This window comes from Wolbachia endosymbiont (group A) of Cydia splendana (genome assembly GCF_947179475.1).
Lineage (GTDB): Bacteria > Pseudomonadota > Alphaproteobacteria > Rickettsiales > Anaplasmataceae > Wolbachia > Wolbachia pipientis.
Genome location: NZ_CAMXBP010000002.1, coordinates 178,733 through 197,359, shown reverse-complemented (window position 1 = coordinate 197,359; position 18,627 = coordinate 178,733). Strand labels below are relative to the sequence as shown.

Genomic DNA, 18,627 nt, shown 5'->3' with positions numbered 1-18,627 from the left:
ATTTTATGTACAGAAAGCTTCAAGCTTTATTGAGGTTTTGCCTATAGTAAATTACGCACATAATCAACCAAATTAAGGAAAGTGCAAACCAAGTGATTGCATATTCCAAATGCTTCATTGGCTGTATAGCTACTTTGCTGCCAAAATTGTTCGGCCACAATACACACTTCTCTAGCTTAATACCTAACTCATTGGAAATTTCTTCTGTACTCAGGGTAAACCATGTATTCGAAGCAGTATCGTTCTTGATAAACCAATTTTTACTTTTATTGCTATCGCAATATAAAATTCCATCTGCAACTACTTTTTCAATTTTTACTTTTTTCTCCTTTTTTTCTCCGACTATTCCTTTATTCACCAACATGTAACGTCCAGTGGTGAGCAACATAGGAGACAGCACGTGATAGCCGTGTTGCCCTGCAAAAACATATAGTTCTATGTCACTTAGAATCCCATCAATCTTGACATGCCTATAGTTAAATTTTTCAAGGTCGTTATTGGGCAATAGATGAACCACTGGAAGACTCATACTTTTAATAATATTATTCTTCCAGTTCAATCTGAATATTTGCCATAACCCTAATAAAAAAAGAAGTGAGCAAGGTATAATTAAAATAAATACTATCTTTTTTAACACTCTATATTTGTGTTCTTAAATAGTTTTCAACACCCATTAGTTCAGTAAGATCGATCTGTTTCTCAATCCAATGAAAGTGCTCTTCTTCATTTTTTAACATCTCTTCTAATAACATTACACTAACAAAATCCTTTTCTTTCTCAGCGATAGAAATCGTTTCTTTGATATCCTTAATACCTTTTCCCTCTAATTTCAAATTAGCTTCTAAGATTTTCCGTATTGTGTCTTTTGTAAACTTTCCATCATACTTTGATATTTCGTTTGTATCCTGAAAATTTGGGACTCCTTTAAATAACAAAATTCTTTCTGCCAACTTGTTTGCATGTTCAAGTTCTTCGTTAAGCTCATTTTTTACCTTTTCTGCAAGTCTATTAATTCCATTGTTTTTGAGAATCGCAAAATGCAAAAGATACTGGCGTACAGAAGTCAGCTCATTGGTCAATAATTTGTTCAAATGTTTTACTATCTCTTCATTCATAATCTTCCCTTAGTTCAATTCATCAGCATAATTTATATGATAACGATAGTTATAGCAACTCATTTAATAGTTCCTTTGATAACAACCGTATTAAATAGCATGTCGTGGTATGTCTGTTTTTTCTTAGAGAAGCAAGCAACTAGATACCAGCAGAGAGTGAGTAGCACTATAATTACTTTCAATGCACTCAAGACATTCACTAATACTTCCTGATCTCGCAAAAATTCAGTAAGGACAACTACTACACTGTTTAACAAAGGAAGAAAAAACTGGGAAGAGCTTCTGTCAAACGCTAAATTCAAGTCTATTTTAGAATTATCTAAATTGATAGTATACATATTCATTAACTGTTGACCGGGAGTTGCTTGGGCCTTTGAAGATATAAAATATGTGAAGTAACTACAATTTACACACATGTATGATAGATGTAAGATCAACGGAGAATCCTCTAATAGCAGTATAATTAATAAAGTTGGAATTAATAAAATTGCTACATCTATTAAATACGCGCAAAAGCGTCTTGTTATACTGGCAATCTCTGTAACAGCGGTCATTACCTATCTTCTAAATACTTTATTACAAAATCTGTAAGTTTATCAAAATGTTGAAAACATAACAAATCTTCATAACCGCTTATTGATTGACCGTATATAATAGGTAAACAATTGGCATTTTGTGCACACAGAACATCTGTGATGCTATCACCAACGAAAAACACATTTTCTCTATTTATAGGCAACGTACTCTCTTCTAATGCAAATAGCAGTGGGGTTACAGATGGTTTATCTTCTGCAGTATCGCATGACCCAACCACTCTTTCAAAGTAGGAATCTAGTTTAAAATAGGCAACTTCTTTACGTAAATTAGTATTTTTCTTATTACTTACTATTGCTAGATAAATATTGTGGCTTTTCAGTGTCTGCAACATTTTCTCTACTCCTTGATTCAGAGCAATGTTTTGTAATAGCGCATTATCTAAGTATTGTTGATATATCTGGTTCGCTTTTTTCCACTGATCGCCAAATAAATTGACCATATAGCTCTTTCTTGACTCGTGGGAATTTCTATCAGCAGCTTTATTACTATACCCCATTGAGTTTATGGTATGCTTAATAGCATTAAAAATGTTATCTTGAGTGTCAACTAAGGTATTATCCCAATCGAATACTACTGCTAATGGGCTGTTTTTCATTTCTATATTGTTATATATTTTAAATTAATAAGTAAATAACATTTTAATAAAAAAAATATAAATAGGACGCTCTTACTCTTTACCACAAGTTATGTTAACTGTTTTTTATATAATTAGCTAACATACTGGTTATATGATATGTTTTAATAGGTAACAGGTATGGCCCAGACATCTAAAGAAAGTGTTGAAAAAAAGTTTAAAGATGTTTTTGAACGTTCTCCAGGTGCTTTTCCAGAAGGTACCTCATTAGAAAAGAAGGTTAATTATATCGCAAAAGGAACAGAGGCTCTAAAAGCTGTGAAAAGTAAGGAGCTTGAGAACAAAATGAAAAACGTTGCAGAATTGAGTCAGAAATTTGAAAGTCAAAAAGGACGTGCAGATGAAAAAGTACGTCAAGATTTTGAAAGAATTGCTGAGCTTGACCAACAATAGAAAGGGAAGGGCATCTTCACAAGTGAAAAAGTTGCAGAGCCAAAAAGTGACAAAAAACTCCAAGACACTCCGAGAAAAACTACAACAGCAGTTAAAGACCTTGAACATAATACACAAAAAAAGACTACTGAAGCTTCTGTGCAAACAGCATCAGAGCACGATTCACAAACCGTTAATCCCTCAGTGAGCAAGAGTTCTGTAAAAGAGAAGCTCAACACTGAGCCGGACAAAAAAGATAACACGCCTCAACCACAAGAAAATCAAAAAGAAGAAGGGTTTTTGAGTCTTCTGAAGCGCTTTGTTAAGAAAATATTAGAAAAATTTTTAGGTGAAGGTGAAAAGGATGTAGAGAATGCTCGTGGCATGAAAGAAGATGCTCAAAGAGATACGTCAAATAACGAAGAGCAACAAAAGAGTAAGCAGCTTGATGAAATTTTAAAGGACAAAAGTGTAAGCGAGGGTTTGAAGCAGGCAACAAAGCTTGAGAACCCGGCAATAACGCCTGTTAATACTCCTAAAGTGAATGAAGTAAACACGGGTCGTGAAAGGTGATCCGCTTTCAAGCTTCATTATACCGCCACGAACCGTCATACCGCCGCGGTATCTCATCCGCTAACAAGTAGCGGGATGACGATTGTCAGGGTGTCATCCCAGTGTCCCTATGATGTCATACCAGTGCCCTGACTACTTGGATCTAGCAAGCTTTGCTTGCAAATAAGTCTAATACGCGTCGCGTTTTATGCCAAAACACAATTGGAGTTACATGCAAAATAGATCCCAGTGTCAGCTACTCGGATGACAAAAAAAGGAGCACTGGGATGACACCATTTGTTGTATTTAACAAAGTTCGTACTTAGCTTCATGTTAGCTATAAACATTAAGAAATTTACCAAGCGAAAAAAAAGGCAAAAGAAGCCCCAGCTAATATCTATTTTAGAACATTGGCGTTTTTTAAGTCTTAAACACTGCAATTTAGCTGCTTTTAAATGCAACTCACCTTAGTTTAAATGTTTAAGAAATTTACTAAGCAGAAAAAAAGGCAAAAGAAACCCCGTGTTAGCTAGTTGTCACTCCCTAATCCTGCAAATTGGCGTACTATACTGTCTTAAACGACTTATAAGCACGTTTCAGCTTGTGTAGGTAAAAACCTAGAAATATTGTGAAGACATAAGGTGCACATAGTGCAAAAAATTAAAAATAAGACGCCAACTACGTTGTTTTCTTGCTGTTTAATCTGCACAGATGAAGATAACTGAATACCTTCAGTTTCATGATAAGGGGGCTGGCGGAGTTTGTCAAGTAAGTTTTTTCGTTTCTAACGGTTGTTGCCAAAAACTATGCAAGAAGTCTATTGACAGGTGATTAAATTATAATGTAGCCTATCGCCGTATATCCGGGGGTGGGTTGTTGTGAGGCTTTTTCACTTTTTATTCTTGTTAATGTGTTTTTCTCTGTATTACTATGCGGGTTTTATATTTTCGCCCTGCCCAAAAGCTACGGTTTGCTTTTCACCTGGAGAAGATTGTGCTGTACCGATAATCAACGTAATAGATCAGTCTAAAAAATCTATCTTAGTTCAAGAATATACATTTACTCTTGGAACAGTTGCAAAATCTTTGATTAATGCTAAAGAACGCGGTGTTGATGTTAAAGTCATCTTAGATAAATCGCAACTCTACTCAAAATATAGTGTTATAAATGAATTATTTTCAGGTGGAGTACCAATTTGGATCGATGATAAGCCAAAGATTGCTCATAATAAGATAATGATTGTTGACAATCAAAAAGTCATCACAGGGTCATTTAACCTTAGTAAGACAGCTAAAAAAGGAAATGCTGAAAATTTATTAATTATTACAGATTATCCTGAATTGATTCAGCAGTATGTGAAAAACTGGGAGGCACGAATGTCACAATCTTACAAATACGCTCCCAACTAATCGAGAGCGCTTGCTCAAAATCAGTTTTAAAAACAGCAAGGGAGAGCTTTTTTGATTGATTGGCATAATGATTATGATATAATGAACTAAAAATTTAAGGAATAAAGTAATGGATTATATAAATGATGCTGCCGGTAGCTACACTGCTATTCATGATTTTTTTCAAAACAACGGTGTTGGAGATTACAAAGTTCAATGCAATCATGGTGGGGTGCCGTATGCTACTGATGAGTACGTGCATTCTGGCGATAAATTTTGGAGTAATAATTTCATAGACTCACATTTTGGCAGGGAAATAAAAATGTATCCTCAAAGTGAACTTTTAGCTAAAGAATATGCTGGAAATACGTTGCCAGTTTCAATATCACTAGATAAGGATTTAATAAAAATGAAGGAATGTCAGAAAAAAACGAAATTTGTGGAACTAGAAAGGGAGTCAGGTGATTTAGTGCATGATAAGCAAAAGTATGTAAAGTGTTACACAACAAAGCTATCATATGATGATGTACATATTTACAATAACGATAAAGTTTCAACATTTAGCATAAAATACGACGTGCCAAATGATCCGAAATACAGTTTAAATATAACATTTACAAAGGTTAATGATAATAAACCAGGATTTTGGCAGAAATTTAAAAATATGTTTTAATGTGACCATTCACTGGTTTTTACTCAATCAACCAACAACAGTTAATATCAAATTTTTATAATTAAAAAATATGCTATTTTTTAAAACTTTCATTCTCCTTGACTCTGTCAACTTCACAAAACAACTCTTGGACCAAATGTATCTGGCATAACACCTTTTGGTAACTTGCTACTTCTTTTTTTCCGCATCTCCGACAACAGCCATTGATATTCCACTACATAAGGCTTGATTTTTGGTAGATCAACTTTTTTATGAATAATACTATGCTTCTCCTTAAATTGACCATTTACCCTAAACGCTATTAGCTTCCTTAAAATTTACATTAATGCCTATTTTGCCTAAACTGAAGCGTCTTTTCCAATTTTTTCTAGCATCAACTCAGCAGCTTTTTGTTCAGCAATCTTTTTACTAGAAGCGCATGCAGAAACTTTACCATAATCTTCTATGCAAACTGATATAGTAAATTCAGGATTGTGCGCTGGTCCAGTTTGTTTTACAAGCTCATACTCTGGTAAAGGCAATTTGTTTTTCTGAGTCCACTCTTGCAGTGAGGTTTTAGGATCTTGAGGGGGGTCAAGCATGCCTTTAGCTAGCTTTTCCCAATATTGGATAATAAATTTTTCAACATTTTCAAGCCCGCCATCAATATAAATTGCACCTATTAGTGCTTCAAGCGAGTTTTCTAAATTTTTTAAGTTACATCTCCCTCCATTGCAGCGTTCACTATTATTCATGATGATAAAGCTGCCTAATTTTATTTCTTTAGCAACATTAGCAATGGTGTTGCCACAAACTAAATCCGTCTTTCTTTTTGCCAATGCTCCTTCTTTTTCTTCAGGAAATAGTTTAAACAGTGTGGCAGATACAACCATATTCAAAACACTATCGCCCAAAAACTCTAGTCTTTCGTAGCTTACAATCTGGTTTTTGCTATTCCTTTTATTTACGCTTGGGTGAGTTAGTGCCTCTTCTAATATTGCATAATTTGTAAATTTATAATCAATGATCTTAGATATTGCATCATTCAAACTCTTCATACCCATTATTTAAAAGAATAACACTTCCTACCACACCTTTATACCAAAGAATTAGTTTTGTTTTATTAAAATAATACCAACAACTTCCAAAATATACAGTTTAATAGACTTCTTGCATAACCATTATTTGAATAATGATTCATCGATGTTATTCCAGTGTCGGCTACTTAGGTGACAGAGAAGATGTTTAATGTATACAACCCACCACCTCACTAATGTTACTAAATCCATCTCTCCTTATTAGTTCTGCAAGTTCTAGATTAATTTTGTTTACAACTTGAGGTCCGTGGTATATGAGAGCAGTGTACAACTGCACCAAAGAAGCTCCTGCATTTATTTTTTTATATGCATCAGCACCACTTGAGATTCCTCCGCATCCTACCAACAATATTTTGCCCTTAGTAAGTTTGTACATATCGCTCAATAACTCGGTTGAAAGTTTAAACAGCGGTTTGCCACTCAACCCACCACTCTCGTTGTGGTGGGAATGTAAGTTATTCCGACTGATCGTAGTGTTGCTCACTGTTAATCCGTCAATCTTATATTCCAACGCAAGCTCAGCGATATTTTCTTTCGTTTGCTGATCTATATCTGGTGAGATTTTTAATATTATTGGTATGGATTTAGAATTATCAATTGATTTCCGGGTTAGAGTTACGGATTTCAACAATTCCGATAATTCTTGCTTATTGTGCAGATTGCGTAAATTAGGCGTGTTTGGGGATGAGATGTTCAGCACTATATAATTGCTTTTTCCATATACTATCTTTATTAAGTCAACATAATCGCTGATTTGGTCCTTTGATGTACTGTTTTTTCCTATGTTGATGCCAAAAATGCAATCATCAAGCTTGGTTTTATCTATTTGTTTAAGAAAGTAGTCTATTCCTTTATTGTTAAATCCCAATCTGTTAATTACCCCTTGATCTTTAATTAACCGAAAAATTCTTGGCTTTTTGTTTCCATATTGTGGATTACGAGTTACAGTACCAGTTTCAATAAACCCAAAACCAAATGAGAGCATAGGCCTTATAACTTCTGCATTCTTGTCAAAACCTGCAGCCAGACCTACGGGGCTTCTGAGCTTATTACCAAAAAAATTCACACTCAAAGATTCTGGTAGCTCTATAGGATTCTTATAAGGTATTTTCTTTAATGCCATAATTGCCAAAGAGTGAGCAACTTCGGGCGGTAGTAAAAATAGTAAATTACGTTTGTAAAACACTTTGCTTATTTTTAGTTTATTTTTTACCATGAAACGCTATAAGAGTATAACCATAACTTGAAAAGAAATTGATTTTACTATGGATAAGCTTTCTCTATAGGTTACACACTTAAAGCTACTGTTGAATTGAGCAACTTTTACAAGATATAGAGAATGAAAGAGGCCGGGACCGGAATTGAACCGGTATAAAAGGATTTGCAGTCCTCCGCATAAGCCATTCTGCCACCCAGCCGTTTTTTATGTGTAGATATCCATTATATCTTTTAGCATAGATAAAGCCTCCTCCCTTTTGCGTTGAAAAGTGTTACGTCCAATGATTGAACCATTACCGCCACCCTGCTTAATTTCTTTCGCTTCATTGTATATGTTATCTACTTCCTTCGATTCACCACCAGAAAAAACTACTATTCTTTTCCCTGCAAAACAAGACCTTTTAACATATTCAATTCTTTTAGATAATGATTCAATATTTTCTGTTTCTATTTTCTCCCTTTCCAAATATTTAGTTGGAAGTTTTACTTTTATTATATTAGCGCTAAGCAAAGCTGCCATGTGCGCAGCATAGGCAATAACATCAACTGCTGTTTCACCTTCTTTGGAAATCCCTTCACCGCGTGGATAAGACCATAGCACTACTGCAAGCCCATAAGATTTGGCTTCAGCTATGATTCCACGGGCTTCCTCCATCATATCGAAACACTTAGCAGAACCAGGATATATAGTAAATCCGACAGCTAAGCATCCCAAACGCAGCGCATCTTTCACAGAAGAGGTTATTGCCTGATCAGAGGTTAGATCCTTTGAATGTAAAGAGTTGGAACTATTAAGTTTCAAAATAAGTGGGAGCATTCCAGCATAAGTTGCAGCACCAGCTTCAATCATACCAAGTGGAGCAGCATATGCACTTACTCCCGAATCAACCGCAAGCTGAAAATGATAATGTGGGTCATAAGCATCAGGGTTAACTTCAAAACTTTTAATTGGACCATGCTCAAATCCTTGATCTACTGGCAGAATCACTAACTTGCCAGTGCCGCCAGGCTTTCCATGCATGAGAATACGAGTAAGATTTGCTTTTACCCCAGGGTTTTCACTTTCGTAGTAGCTTAGGACTTGTTTTACTTTATCACTTATCACTATAATTCAAATTGAATTTAAGTTATAGATTGTAACAAAGATGAAGTTCAATACAAGGATTTTAAACTATATCAAAAGCAATTTTATTTTCTACTTTATTCATATAGATTCTTAATTTCTTTCCTTTTATTAATTTACGATTCAGTATTTCTTCCGCTAAGTAACTTTTTATCTCTTTTTCAATAAGTCTCTCTATCGGACGTGCTCCCATTTCCTTACTATAACCCATTTGTACAAGATAAGATTTCACTTCATCCTCTACCAAGCAGTTTATGCCTTTTTGCGTCAGCTGCTTTTTCAGTTCCTGAATAAATTTATCTACAATATGCAGAATTATATCCGCATTTAAGTCAGAAAAAGAAATAATCGCATCAAGACGATTACGAAATTCAGGGCTAAAAACCTGTTCTATCGCTTTTTCACTATCACCAGTGTTAAATTTTTTATGCCCAAAGCCAACAAAACTTTTGCTGCGTTCAGCTGCTCCTGCATTAGTTGTCATAATTAAGATTATATTGGAAAAGTTAACTTTACGTCCGTAAGTGTCTGTAACGCAACCATAATCCATAATTTGTAGCAATATATTATAGATATCGCTATGAGCCTTTTCAATTTCATCAAGCAGCACAACACTATATTGATTATTAGATACAGACTCTGTGAGTAATCCACCCTGATCATAACCTACATATCCAGGAGGAGAACCAATCATCCTTGATATCGTATGAGACTCAATATATTCGGACATATCAAAGCGTATAAGATTCATGCCCATGCTTTCTGATAATTGTTTTGCTAGCTCGGTTTTACCAACACCGGTTGGCCCTGCAAAAAGATAATTTGCTAAAGGCTTATTGTAATTTCTCAACCCAGATTTAGCAATTTTAATAGAATTAACAAGAGATTCTATTGCCTGCTCTTGGCCAAAAATCACCTTCTCTAGATTAGCTTTTAAAGACTTTACTTTCTGCAAATCATCAGATTCAGATCCGCAAGGCACATTTGTAATTCTAGTAATGGTATTCTTAATATCTCTACTATTTACAATTTTACCCCTGTTTCTTAGCAATTTACAATATGCCCCTGCCTCATCAATAACATCAACCGCTTTATCAGGTAATATTCGCCCAGTAATATACTTATGCGAAAGTTCAGCCGCAGACCTAATGGCATTCTTTGTATAATATACTCCATGATACCCTTCATAGTAGTGCTTTATACCATCTAGTATCTTTATCGTTTCGTTAACAGAAGATTCCTTAACATTAATTTTTTGAAACCTCCTCGCTAATGCTTTATCTTTTTCAAAACTATTGCTGTATTCTCTATATGTAGTTGCACCTATACAACGCAGTGTACCTCTTGCAAGCGCAGGTTTGAGTAGGTTACCTGCATCAAGAAAGCTACCACTTGTAGAACCTGCTCCAATGATAGTGTGTATTTCGTCAATAAAAAGGATAGCACCTGGTTTTGCCTCAATCGCTTTTATTATAGATTTTATTCTCTCTTCAAAATCACCTCTATAGCGTGTCCCTGCAAGGAGTGACCCTAAATCCAAAGCATAAATTATACTGGACCTGAGCGCACTTGGAACACTGTTTTCAATGATTTTGAGTACCAAACCCTCAACTATTGTGGTTTTGCCAACACCTGGATCTCCAACATATAAAGGGTTGTTTTTTCTACGCCTCAATAATATTTCTATAGTGCGATTTAATTCATAATCACGACCAATAACATAATCTATTTTTTTGCTTCTTGCATAGTCATTTAAATTTTTACAATAACTTTGTAGAATTTCCTCATCTTTTAGTAGCTCACCTTTATTTACTGTAGTAGGAGCATCATTATTTTTATCAAGTTTTACTTTATGATTAGTGGTGTATTCATCTATATCGTTAGAGTATTTCATGTTAGATATGTGGTAAATCAAATTGGAATCTTTCGCACTTTGTTTCTGCAATAGATCTTCAACGTATAAATCTTGCCCAGACAAAATTTCTACTAGAACACTTGCTCCATTTATTTCTTTTTTCCCCAAGCTATGAGCCCGTATTATTGCTCTGTGTATTATGCATTGAAACATTGAGCTAGGTTTAACTCCACTGATAATCAATTCAGAACTGCTTTGTAAAAACCCTTTTATATTATTATTATAATCATTAGCCTTAATATTGCATCTTGATAGAATGTTATCCATACTGATGATTTCATCGGCTCTGATATTACATCTTGATAAAACGTAATTTACATCCACGTCTTTAGTTAACGCCAGCAATAAATGTTCTACTTTCGCATATTTAAGATTAAAATTAGAAGCAATGAATAGTGCTCTATTCAAACTTGCCTCTAAGTTTTTGGAAATCATCTCCTATTCTCTTTAAAAGTGGGAACTCATATATAATGAATAGCACACAATTATTAAAAAAATTGAAATCCAGCAGTTCGCTGTAGCCAATTTGAATCCCACTCTGGATCTACGTCATAGCACCGCAATATCTCAGCATAGATTCCGCTAATGAGTAGCGGAATGACGAGTTTTACGCTTATCAAATTGTAGGTAAATCCTATTTAATACGCTTTTTCTAGTACTCTGCTTTTCTTCTTAAATGCATTGATCTTTTTTCTACCGTATTTAGTCTTTAACGTACTTGGCCTTTTAAAGACCTTTTTGCTGTTACGTTTTTTAAATTGCACACTACAATCAAAATTTAGCTCTCCTTCTTTGTCTGCCAGTGCAGGCAGTCTTCTCTTATCTTGAGGTGTAACAAAAGATAGCGCATACCCTTCAGCTCCAGCGCGTGCAGTTCTACCTATACGATGAATATAGTCAGCTTGCGATTGTGGTGCATCATAATTGATAACATGTTGAATGTGGGGAATATCAAGGCCGCGAGAAGCAACATCTGTTGCAACCATGATTTGATTACGGCCATGACGAAAAGAATTAATGACCCTTTCGCGCTTGTGCTGCCTTAAATCACCATGAATTGCTAAAGCGCTATAGTCATCTTTGTGCAATCTGTTAGCTAGCTGATCCGCTCCTCGCTTTGTTTTGACAAAGATAATGATTGATCCTTCGCGCTGACATAGTTGTGTAACAAGCTTTTCATATTTTTCTGATTCTGATGCATAAACAATTTCTTGCTTAATTTTTACAGAAGTTGTAACCTCACAATCAACAGAAATACGTTCTGGTCGATTAAGGTACTTCTCAGCAAGTTTTACTATATCTCCAGGAAGAGTTGCAGAAAACATAAGAGTTTGCCTTATTTTAGGCAAATGCTTCATAATTTCTTCAATCTGAACTCCAAAGCCCATATCAAACATACGATCCGTTTCATCAAGCACAAGAACGCTAACATTGCGAGTAATCAAAGTTTTACGCTCAATATGGTCTATAATACGACCAGGAGTACCTATTACAATTTGTGGTTTTTTCTGAAGCTGATTTAGCTGCCTAAAAATAGGCCCACCACCAATCAACAAAGCGACCCTTAGTGCAGAATTTTGAGATAAGAGTTTTCTTATCTCATTTGTTACCTGATGCGCAAGCTCTCTGGTTGGCACGATGACTAAAGCTGAACCAGTGTTAGGCTCATTCAGCAACTTAGCAACCAACGGAATAGCAAATGCTAAAGTTTTTCCAGTCCCCGTTTGAGCAGATCCGAGAATATCTTTACCTTGTAGCGCTAAGGGAATCGCTTGTATTTGAATCGGAGTTGGGACGAAAAGATTATTTTTATCTAGAGCTTGTCTAAGCGAAGTTGGGAGACCCATCTCATGAAAATTATTCACAATACGTTAATCCTGTTAAAAGACTTCATAATAGATTAATCTTCCAATCTTAAATTTATTGCAGATTTTTTATCTTCTCCGTTTCTACCGCGCTCCTCTTTAACCTCATAACTCACCCTTTCTCCTTTTATTCCCTTCTCTTTATTCTCTCCTTTAAGTGCCTCAGGTCTTATTCCCGAACGTTCCAATGTGCTAATATGTACAAAAACGTCACCCCCTTTACCTTCTGGCTTGATGAAACCATAGCCTTTTTCGGCATTAAACCATTTTACATTACCAAATTCCATTTAAACAACTCCTAAATTATTAACTAACATTACTAATGTGATGAAAAACTTTGAAATTACGATTGAGAATGCTTTAAGCTTAGCTATTGAAACTAAACCTTTATACTCCATAGTCTATTCTTAACATTACATGACAATAATACACAATTGTTGTACTTGATGCAAATAAATTTTTTAATCGTTAAGCGAACCTGCAACCGTCATTTCGCTAACTTTAATCGTTGGTGAATTAAATTGCCCACAAAAAGTTAGATCATCTGCAACGACTAAATTGCTAAACATATCCTTCAAATTGCTAGCAATGGTAATCTCATGTATTGGATACGTTATTTTTCCATTTTCTATAAAAAATCCGGAAGCGCCTTGGCTGTAATCGCCATTGATTAAATTGACACCAAAACCAAATAAATCAGTTACATATATTCCCTCTTTCACTTCCTGAATTAATTCTTCAAACGATACATCACCATTCTCAATGTAGAGGTTACTAGCTGCAGGAATAACTGCAGCATTACTTGCACGAGTTGCACTTCCGGTTGTTTCTGAGTCTAATTTTCTAGCCGAGTATAAGTCTAAAATCCAATTTTGTAATATTCCGTTTTTTACAAATATATTTTTCTTGCTAGTTATCCCTTCTCCATCAAATGGTCTCGATGCTATGCCTCTTGGCAACAATGGATCATCGATAATATTAATTCTATCGTTGAAAATCTGAGCGTTTAAACTACCCCTCAAGAAAGAACTGTTGCTTATAATACTGCTCCCATTTATAGCAGAAGCAAAACTTTTTACTAGCCCTTTTGCTGCTCTTTTTTCAAAAATAACTGGAAATTTACCAGTTTTCATTGTACGTGAATTCAATTGATCAACTGCTCTTTTTGCTGCTTCTTTTCCCATTAACTCTGGCAACTTTAAATCACTAAAATTACATGCTATATCATAATCGTAACCAACCTTCATTTCACTTTCTCTTCCAGCAACAACAGAGACCTGATTAGCAAAGGTTGATTTACTAAACGAGCCAATAAAACCAGAAACAGTCGATAATACTGTATTCACTAAAGCGTATGAAGAAGAGGCTCCTTCAGAATTAGTGATACTCTTATGTGCAAGGGCTGAATTTTCTGCAGCTTCAGCAATTTCTTTTAGGTTATCAACGGTTACAACATTATTATCTGAGATACTTAAATCTGCAGAAGAGATATAATTACTACCATTTACAGCAAAATTAATGCAAGGATCTTCTGGCGCATTCTTTGCCATTTCTACCACTTGGCTTACTGTATCACTCAGATTATTCAAATCGTTTGTAGAAATATACGCAGCTTTGTTTTTACCTGCTATAGCTCTGATTCCTACAGTGCAATTTTTAGATTGTGATATTTGCTCAATTTTTGATAGACGCTGAGAAACTGAAGTCTTATTAGTTTCATATATTGTAACTTCCGCATCTTGATTTTGCTTTTTTATTAGTTTAGTAATATCTGCTGCAATATTTAATATATTCATTTTCTATTCCTTAGATTTCTATAAAGATTCTGCACCACCTATAACTTCAATTAAATCAGTCGTAATCGCTGCTTGACGAGAACGATTATAAAGCAATGCTAATTTGTTCAGTATCTCTTTAGTGTTTCTGTTTGCTGATTCCATAGCAACCATTCTAGCACTATTCTCACTCGTTGCACTTTCAAGTAAAGCAGAGTAAAGAGCAATTACAACGTAATCTTGAACTAAAGATTTTAAAATAAATTCAATATTTTGTGGTTCATACTCATAGCCGTAATCTGTTGTTGGACCAGCCAGAGAGCTATCAATCAAGGATGAGTCTTTACTCCATGGTTTTATTGTTTCCAACATTGGTTTTTGCGTGAAGGTATTATAGAATTTACTATAAAAAACTTTAACTTTATCGTATTTACTTAAATCTATACCATCAACCAAAGCTTCTACGTGCTTTAACGTGATTCCCTTACTATTTTCAATTTTTAAGATACTTTTAGAGTCAAATCTATTTTTACCTACATCAAAAGCTTTTTTACCAAGAAATACAATATCTACTTTTTTGCCATTTGCGATTGACTTATTTACACGCTCTTGACTAAATTTGACAATAGAAGAGTTAAAGTTGCCGCACAAGCCACGATCAGACGCAATAATGAATACTAGGTAAGAACCGTCGTTACTGACATTTAGAATTTTTGCCAGTAATTCTTGATCAACTGATAGCATTAATGAAAAAATAATGTTATGCAGCTTAGATACATATAATTTTGAATTTAATAACTTCTTTTGGCTTTGTAACAACTTTGCTGCAGAAACCATTTGCATTATTTTCGTGGTTTTCTGTACAGACCTAATATTCTTAATTCTTAAGGATAATTCCTTTAAGCTCTTCATTTTGTATACAACCCTGATTTATTAAAATATATAACTGTTAGTGTCTAAAAGCAAGTTTTTTTGACATTAAAACCAAGTCTAGCTAAGAAACTTGCAGGTTTATTGTTTGGAGATAAGGATTATATTAAGAAAGTGCTCTAACTTCAGCAATATCAATGTGAAAGTAGTCTAATGGTAATTTCTACACTTTGTGGAATTTTATAATATATAATAAACACAATTAAAACTATTACAACTTGAACACTTATGATCCCATTGTTCTAGTTCCCTGTTACAATTTTTACATTTCCAGCTTGGATCAGGCAAAGCTTCTGAGCCCATCTTGTTTAGCCAATAAATTACCTTGTCGTGTTCTTGCAATGTAACCTTGAGTTGTATTACAATAAAGTAGATTGACATGTAATTAGCTTTTTTCATAGCAGTGTCTAAATATTGACTTGCAAGATCATATTTACCTGAACTCATTGAGGACAAAGCAAGTAAACAGTAACTAAAATAATAATCAGGGCGTAAGTTGTATAGTCTTTCAGCACCTTTACTATTTAAATTGATGTACATTTTAGCTGACTGAGGAGTAGGATTTACTGTATACTCTGCCTCTAGCACTGCAGAAGCTTTTCTGATTTTTCCAAGTTTAATATATAATTCTGCCTTTAAATAATTGATGGGCTGAAAAATTGCACTATAACGTTGTGCTCTAAATAAAGACTTTATAGCCTCCTTAAAATTTCCTTTACTTTCATATTGCTTTGCTAAAGCGCAATAAAACACTGCAAACATTTCTTTATGATCAAAGGGGAGAAAAATATTGGACTTAACTGCTTCCTTCAACCTCAAAATTGCATTAATCCAATCTTCTTTCAATATGCAATGCTCTATTTGAAAGGGAATAGATAGCATTTTATCGTTAATTGAACTAGAGCAATATTCTATAAATTTTTGAAAGACTACTTTTTCTTGTTTGAGGTGGACAATCAGCTTATTGGCTAGAAGTAGAGCTAAGTTACGATTTTTATTTGCAATATTTGTTAAACCGTTACTGAAAAAGCTGTAATTTCCCGTCTTACCTGAGTTAAAGAGCTTTATTAAAGACAACCTATCGCTCTCCTCACTCAGACTTTTAACTAGCTTTTGGGCATTCTCTATATTGTCTAAGTCTATGCTAAAGAAAGCTTCAAAGAGAAGCAATTCTTCCCTATCCCTTCTTCTATTTCTTATGTTGGCAAATGTTGATGAAATGGAGGAAAAAAAGCGTACAAGTGTAATTAATAAAAATAATAAAACTACACAAGTAAAAATAATGAAATATAGATCAATACTTATAGTGTAATTGCCTAATTCCAATTTTATTACTTCACCACTTACCTTGACCCATATACCAAATAAAAACGAAAAAGCGAAAATTATAAAATAAATCATGAGATATATTGTAATAAGTGATGATATATTGTTGAAATATTCTTAGAAGCTACAATAAAACCATTCAATTTATTCAGCCATGGCTTGAATTCTGAATGCGTTAAATTGCTTACTGTAACAGTTATATTTTGCCAATCATTATCATTTATTGACTCCTCAATTTCTGCGAATTTTACTCTTAATGGATCATTTCGGTCGTCTACCTTTATCCAGTTTGAAATGATTTTTTTAGACAATGTACTTTTGTTGTAATCGATAGTATCAATAGTTTTTTCAAAAGATAACTTCAATTCGTGTAAGGTATTTATCTCTTTCAAATTTTCTAATTCATCTACTGCATTTTCTATCTCTGGATCGTCAAGCTCTGATATCAAAGGCTTTATTGAATTTATATGGTTATCAAATTTTGCTTCTCGCAATAACGAATTCTTCATTTTAACCATAAGTAATAGCAATTTTGCAAGGTTCTTACATCTTGAGTTATTATCACCTTGCTCACATTGAGTATGCTGACTTCTCTTGAGGTCAAATATCTTTTTTTCTATTCTAGATTGATTAACTTCAAGCAACATTCTAAATTCATCCATGTTTTCCGTTAAAGCTTTCACATTGTTTTCACTCTCTTGCTGATTTATTTTTAAAAAGATTATGTTATTTATTGTGATGTAACCGGTAAATAACAATACAATTAAGAACCAACCTATGTACTTTTGCTGAGTATCATTCATAACGTAGTATCTCCGCAGGATCTTGTGCAGCTGCCTGCAACGCAGGAGCAATTGTCGCTAAAAATGATAAGAGTAACGCAAGTGCAGAAATATTTACTACGTCTTGGGGTACTAATATCACTGGCAAACTTGAAAAAAAGTATATCATAGGATCAAACAGCTTGACGTTAGTAATGTTTTCTAAAAACACTCTAATGCTTTCGATATTGAGAGAAAAAACGACACCTATAATACAGCCAAGACAAGTTCCCGTAAAACCGATTAATAGACCACAAGCGCAAAATATACGCATAATGCTTCCACTTGTTGCACCAAATGTACGCATAATTGCAATCGCGGATTTCTTTTCTTGCACTATCATCATTAAATTTGAGATAATATTAAACGCTGCTACAACTATAATCAAAGTGAGAATTAAAAACATCACATTTCTTTCAGTTTTTAAAGCACTAAAATAATGGCTTTGCTGTGATTGCCAACTTTCAGCTTCCATTCCTATTTCTTTTTCTATAGCATCTGCCAGCTTATCAGCTCTAGTAACGTCGTCTACAAGTACTTCTATATTTTTTATGCTATTTTTATAATTAAAAAAGGCTTGTGCTGATTTTAGAGGCATATATATCAAGGTATTATCATACTCAAACATACCCATATCAAATATTGCTATAACTTTATATTTTTTCATTCGCGGCATTTCACCAAGTAATGCATCAAATTCTTCAGATGATATAAACGTAATTTCGTCGCCATAGTCAACGTTCAAAGCTTCTGCTAAGCGTGCTCCTATTATTATTCCTTCATCAAATTTTTTTACATCACCTATAATTACATTATTTGTAACGGCAGTACTATCAAGCAAGTCTTTAGTTGATACACCTCGCACTACGCTACCTGCAATTTTACCGTTTGCTACAATAATAACTTGATCATTGGTCATAGGAGTAGCTTTTAATATACCAGGAATTCTCTCAATAGATTTTGAAACTGCGTAGTAATCTGAATTTATGTTCCTATCAAAATAAACATTAATATGGCCATCAATGCCAAGTATTGAGTCAAGCAACTTTGCTCTGAATCCGTTCATCACAGACATCACCACTATTAGTGTTGCAACTCCAAGGGCAATGCCGATAATAGAGAACAAAGTCATTATAGAGCAAAATCTGGCATTTTTCGCTCGCAAATAGCAAGCAGCCATAGTAATTTCAAAGGCAATGGACATTACAAAATATTTTGAGGTTAAACATTATATTTTTGAAACTTCG

The 18,627-nt window shown here is 34.2% G+C and carries 20 protein-coding genes and 1 tRNA gene; 5 read left to right on the top strand and 16 right to left on the bottom strand.

What is annotated here, in order from left to right:
- Positions 1-19: 19 nt before the first annotated feature.
- Genes OM961_RS06735 through OM961_RS06720 form a run of 4 tightly spaced genes read right to left on the bottom strand, consistent with a single transcriptional unit; the run spans position 20 to position 2,307 of the window.
- Positions 20-637: an SURF1 family protein gene (locus OM961_RS06735; protein ID WP_213863315.1), complete on the bottom strand. Its 618-nt coding sequence runs from the start codon at positions 635-637 to the stop codon at positions 20-22.
- 1 nt (position 638) lies between these two features.
- On the bottom strand, positions 639-1,115 hold the full coding sequence (bfr, locus tag OM961_RS06730) for a bacterioferritin (protein ID WP_264339685.1): 477 nt from the start codon (positions 1,113-1,115) through the stop codon (positions 639-641).
- Between the two features lie 59 nt (positions 1,116-1,174).
- Positions 1,175-1,669, bottom strand: a complete 495-nt coding sequence (locus OM961_RS06725; protein ID WP_077188432.1) for an RDD family protein — start codon at positions 1,667-1,669, stop codon at positions 1,175-1,177.
- The gene (locus tag OM961_RS06720; protein WP_264339684.1) at positions 1,669-2,307 is read right to left on the bottom strand and encodes an HAD family hydrolase; all 639 of its coding nucleotides are present in this window, start codon (positions 2,305-2,307) and stop codon (positions 1,669-1,671) included. The genes OM961_RS06725 and OM961_RS06720 overlap by 1 nt, the downstream gene beginning before the upstream one ends.
- A 159-nt stretch (positions 2,308-2,466) precedes the next feature.
- Here OM961_RS06720 and OM961_RS06715 point away from each other — a divergent pair, with 159 nt between their 5' ends.
- From OM961_RS06715 to OM961_RS06695, 5 genes are all read left to right on the top strand, one after another.
- Positions 2,467-2,739: a hypothetical protein gene (locus tag OM961_RS06715; RefSeq protein WP_264339683.1), complete on the top strand. Its 273-nt coding sequence runs from the start codon at positions 2,467-2,469 to the stop codon at positions 2,737-2,739.
- A gap of 138 nt (positions 2,740-2,877) precedes the next feature.
- Positions 2,878-3,291, top strand: a complete 414-nt coding sequence (locus tag OM961_RS06710) for a hypothetical protein (RefSeq protein ID WP_264339682.1) — start codon at positions 2,878-2,880, stop codon at positions 3,289-3,291.
- Between the two features lie 152 nt (positions 3,292-3,443).
- Positions 3,444-3,596 carry a hypothetical protein gene (locus OM961_RS06705; RefSeq protein WP_010963126.1) on the top strand — a complete coding sequence of 51 codons (153 nt, stop codon included), beginning with the start codon at positions 3,444-3,446 and terminating at the stop codon, positions 3,594-3,596.
- Positions 3,597-4,148: 552 nt separating this feature from the next.
- A complete protein-coding gene (locus OM961_RS06700; protein ID WP_015589462.1) occupies positions 4,149-4,679 on the top strand; it encodes a phospholipase D family nuclease in 531 nt (176 codons plus the stop codon).
- A 109-nt stretch (positions 4,680-4,788) separates the two neighbouring features.
- On the top strand, positions 4,789-5,331 hold the full coding sequence (locus OM961_RS06695; RefSeq protein WP_264339681.1) for a hypothetical protein: 543 nt from the start codon (positions 4,789-4,791) through the stop codon (positions 5,329-5,331).
- Positions 5,332-5,669: 338 nt separating this feature from the next.
- Here OM961_RS06695 and rnc read toward each other — a convergent pair whose 3' ends face one another.
- From rnc to OM961_RS06630, 12 genes are all read right to left on the bottom strand, one after another.
- Positions 5,670-6,368, bottom strand: coding sequence for a ribonuclease III (rnc, locus tag OM961_RS06685; RefSeq protein ID WP_006279914.1), 699 nt, complete (start codon positions 6,366-6,368; stop codon positions 5,670-5,672).
- A gap of 187 nt (positions 6,369-6,555) precedes the next feature.
- On the bottom strand, positions 6,556-7,623 hold the full coding sequence (locus OM961_RS06680) for a quinone-dependent dihydroorotate dehydrogenase (protein ID WP_264339679.1): 1,068 nt from the start codon (positions 7,621-7,623) through the stop codon (positions 6,556-6,558).
- A gap of 130 nt (positions 7,624-7,753) precedes the next feature.
- Positions 7,754-7,825 (bottom strand) — tRNA-Cys (locus OM961_RS06675).
- A gap of 5 nt (positions 7,826-7,830) precedes the next feature.
- Positions 7,831-8,727, bottom strand: coding sequence for a class I fructose-bisphosphate aldolase (locus OM961_RS06670; RefSeq protein WP_264339732.1), 897 nt, complete (start codon positions 8,725-8,727; stop codon positions 7,831-7,833).
- A 64-nt stretch (positions 8,728-8,791) separates the two neighbouring features.
- A complete protein-coding gene (locus OM961_RS06665; RefSeq protein ID WP_264339678.1) occupies positions 8,792-11,098 on the bottom strand; it encodes an AAA family ATPase in 2,307 nt (768 codons plus the stop codon).
- 203 nt (positions 11,099-11,301) lie between these two features.
- Positions 11,302-12,528 carry a DEAD/DEAH box helicase gene (locus OM961_RS06660; RefSeq protein WP_458694291.1) on the bottom strand — a complete coding sequence of 409 codons (1,227 nt, stop codon included), beginning with the start codon at positions 12,526-12,528 and terminating at the stop codon, positions 11,302-11,304.
- 35 nt (positions 12,529-12,563) lie between these two features.
- On the bottom strand, positions 12,564-12,815 hold the full coding sequence (locus OM961_RS06655; RefSeq protein ID WP_006279919.1) for a cold-shock protein: 252 nt from the start codon (positions 12,813-12,815) through the stop codon (positions 12,564-12,566).
- 174 nt (positions 12,816-12,989) lie between these two features.
- Positions 12,990-14,324, bottom strand: coding sequence for a TldD/PmbA family protein (locus OM961_RS06650; protein WP_010081974.1), 1,335 nt, complete (start codon positions 14,322-14,324; stop codon positions 12,990-12,992).
- An 18-nt stretch (positions 14,325-14,342) separates the two neighbouring features.
- Positions 14,343-15,215: an ATP synthase F1 subunit gamma gene (gene atpG / locus OM961_RS06645; RefSeq protein ID WP_010081973.1), complete on the bottom strand. Its 873-nt coding sequence runs from the start codon at positions 15,213-15,215 to the stop codon at positions 14,343-14,345.
- A 198-nt stretch (positions 15,216-15,413) separates the two neighbouring features.
- Positions 15,414-16,634 (bottom strand): heme biosynthesis protein HemY, encoded by a 1,221-nt coding sequence (locus tag OM961_RS06640; RefSeq protein WP_264339675.1) that lies wholly within the window; start codon positions 16,632-16,634, stop codon positions 15,414-15,416.
- A complete protein-coding gene (locus OM961_RS06635; RefSeq protein WP_264339674.1) occupies positions 16,631-17,362 on the bottom strand; it encodes a hypothetical protein in 732 nt (243 codons plus the stop codon). Before OM961_RS06635 ends, OM961_RS06640 begins: the two co-directional genes overlap by 4 nt.
- Positions 17,355-18,584: a lipoprotein-releasing ABC transporter permease subunit gene (locus OM961_RS06630; protein WP_012673387.1), complete on the bottom strand. Its 1,230-nt coding sequence runs from the start codon at positions 18,582-18,584 to the stop codon at positions 17,355-17,357. Before OM961_RS06630 ends, OM961_RS06635 begins: the two co-directional genes overlap by 8 nt.
- Between the last annotated feature and the right edge of the window lie 43 nt (positions 18,585-18,627).

Coding starts and splice junctions, on each gene's coding strand:
- bfr (WP_264339685.1), bottom strand. CDS start 1,115: ATGAATGAAGAGATAGTAAAACATTTGAACAAATTATTGACCAATGAG.
- OM961_RS06725 (WP_077188432.1), bottom strand. CDS start 1,669: ATGACCGCTGTTACAGAGATTGCCAGTATAACAAGACGCTTTTGCGCG.
- OM961_RS06720 (WP_264339684.1), bottom strand. CDS start 2,307: ATGAAAAACAGCCCATTAGCAGTAGTATTCGATTGGGATAATACCTTA.
- OM961_RS06715 (WP_264339683.1), top strand. CDS start 2,467: ATGGCCCAGACATCTAAAGAAAGTGTTGAAAAAAAGTTTAAAGATGTT.
- OM961_RS06695 (WP_264339681.1), top strand. CDS start 4,789: ATGGATTATATAAATGATGCTGCCGGTAGCTACACTGCTATTCATGAT.
- rnc (WP_006279914.1), bottom strand. CDS start 6,368: ATGAAGAGTTTGAATGATGCAATATCTAAGATCATTGATTATAAATTT.
- OM961_RS06680 (WP_264339679.1), bottom strand. CDS start 7,623: ATGGTAAAAAATAAACTAAAAATAAGCAAAGTGTTTTACAAACGTAAT.
- OM961_RS06665 (WP_264339678.1), bottom strand. CDS start 11,098: ATGATTTCCAAAAACTTAGAGGCAAGTTTGAATAGAGCACTATTCATT.
- OM961_RS06655 (WP_006279919.1), bottom strand. CDS start 12,815: ATGGAATTTGGTAATGTAAAATGGTTTAATGCCGAAAAAGGCTATGGT.
- OM961_RS06650 (WP_010081974.1), bottom strand. CDS start 14,324: ATGAATATATTAAATATTGCAGCAGATATTACTAAACTAATAAAAAAG.
- atpG (WP_010081973.1), bottom strand. CDS start 15,215: ATGAAGAGCTTAAAGGAATTATCCTTAAGAATTAAGAATATTAGGTCT.
- OM961_RS06640 (WP_264339675.1), bottom strand. CDS start 16,634: ATGATTTATTTTATAATTTTCGCTTTTTCGTTTTTATTTGGTATATGG.
- OM961_RS06635 (WP_264339674.1), bottom strand. CDS start 17,362: ATGAATGATACTCAGCAAAAGTACATAGGTTGGTTCTTAATTGTATTG.
- OM961_RS06630 (WP_012673387.1), bottom strand. CDS start 18,584: ATGTCCATTGCCTTTGAAATTACTATGGCTGCTTGCTATTTGCGAGCG.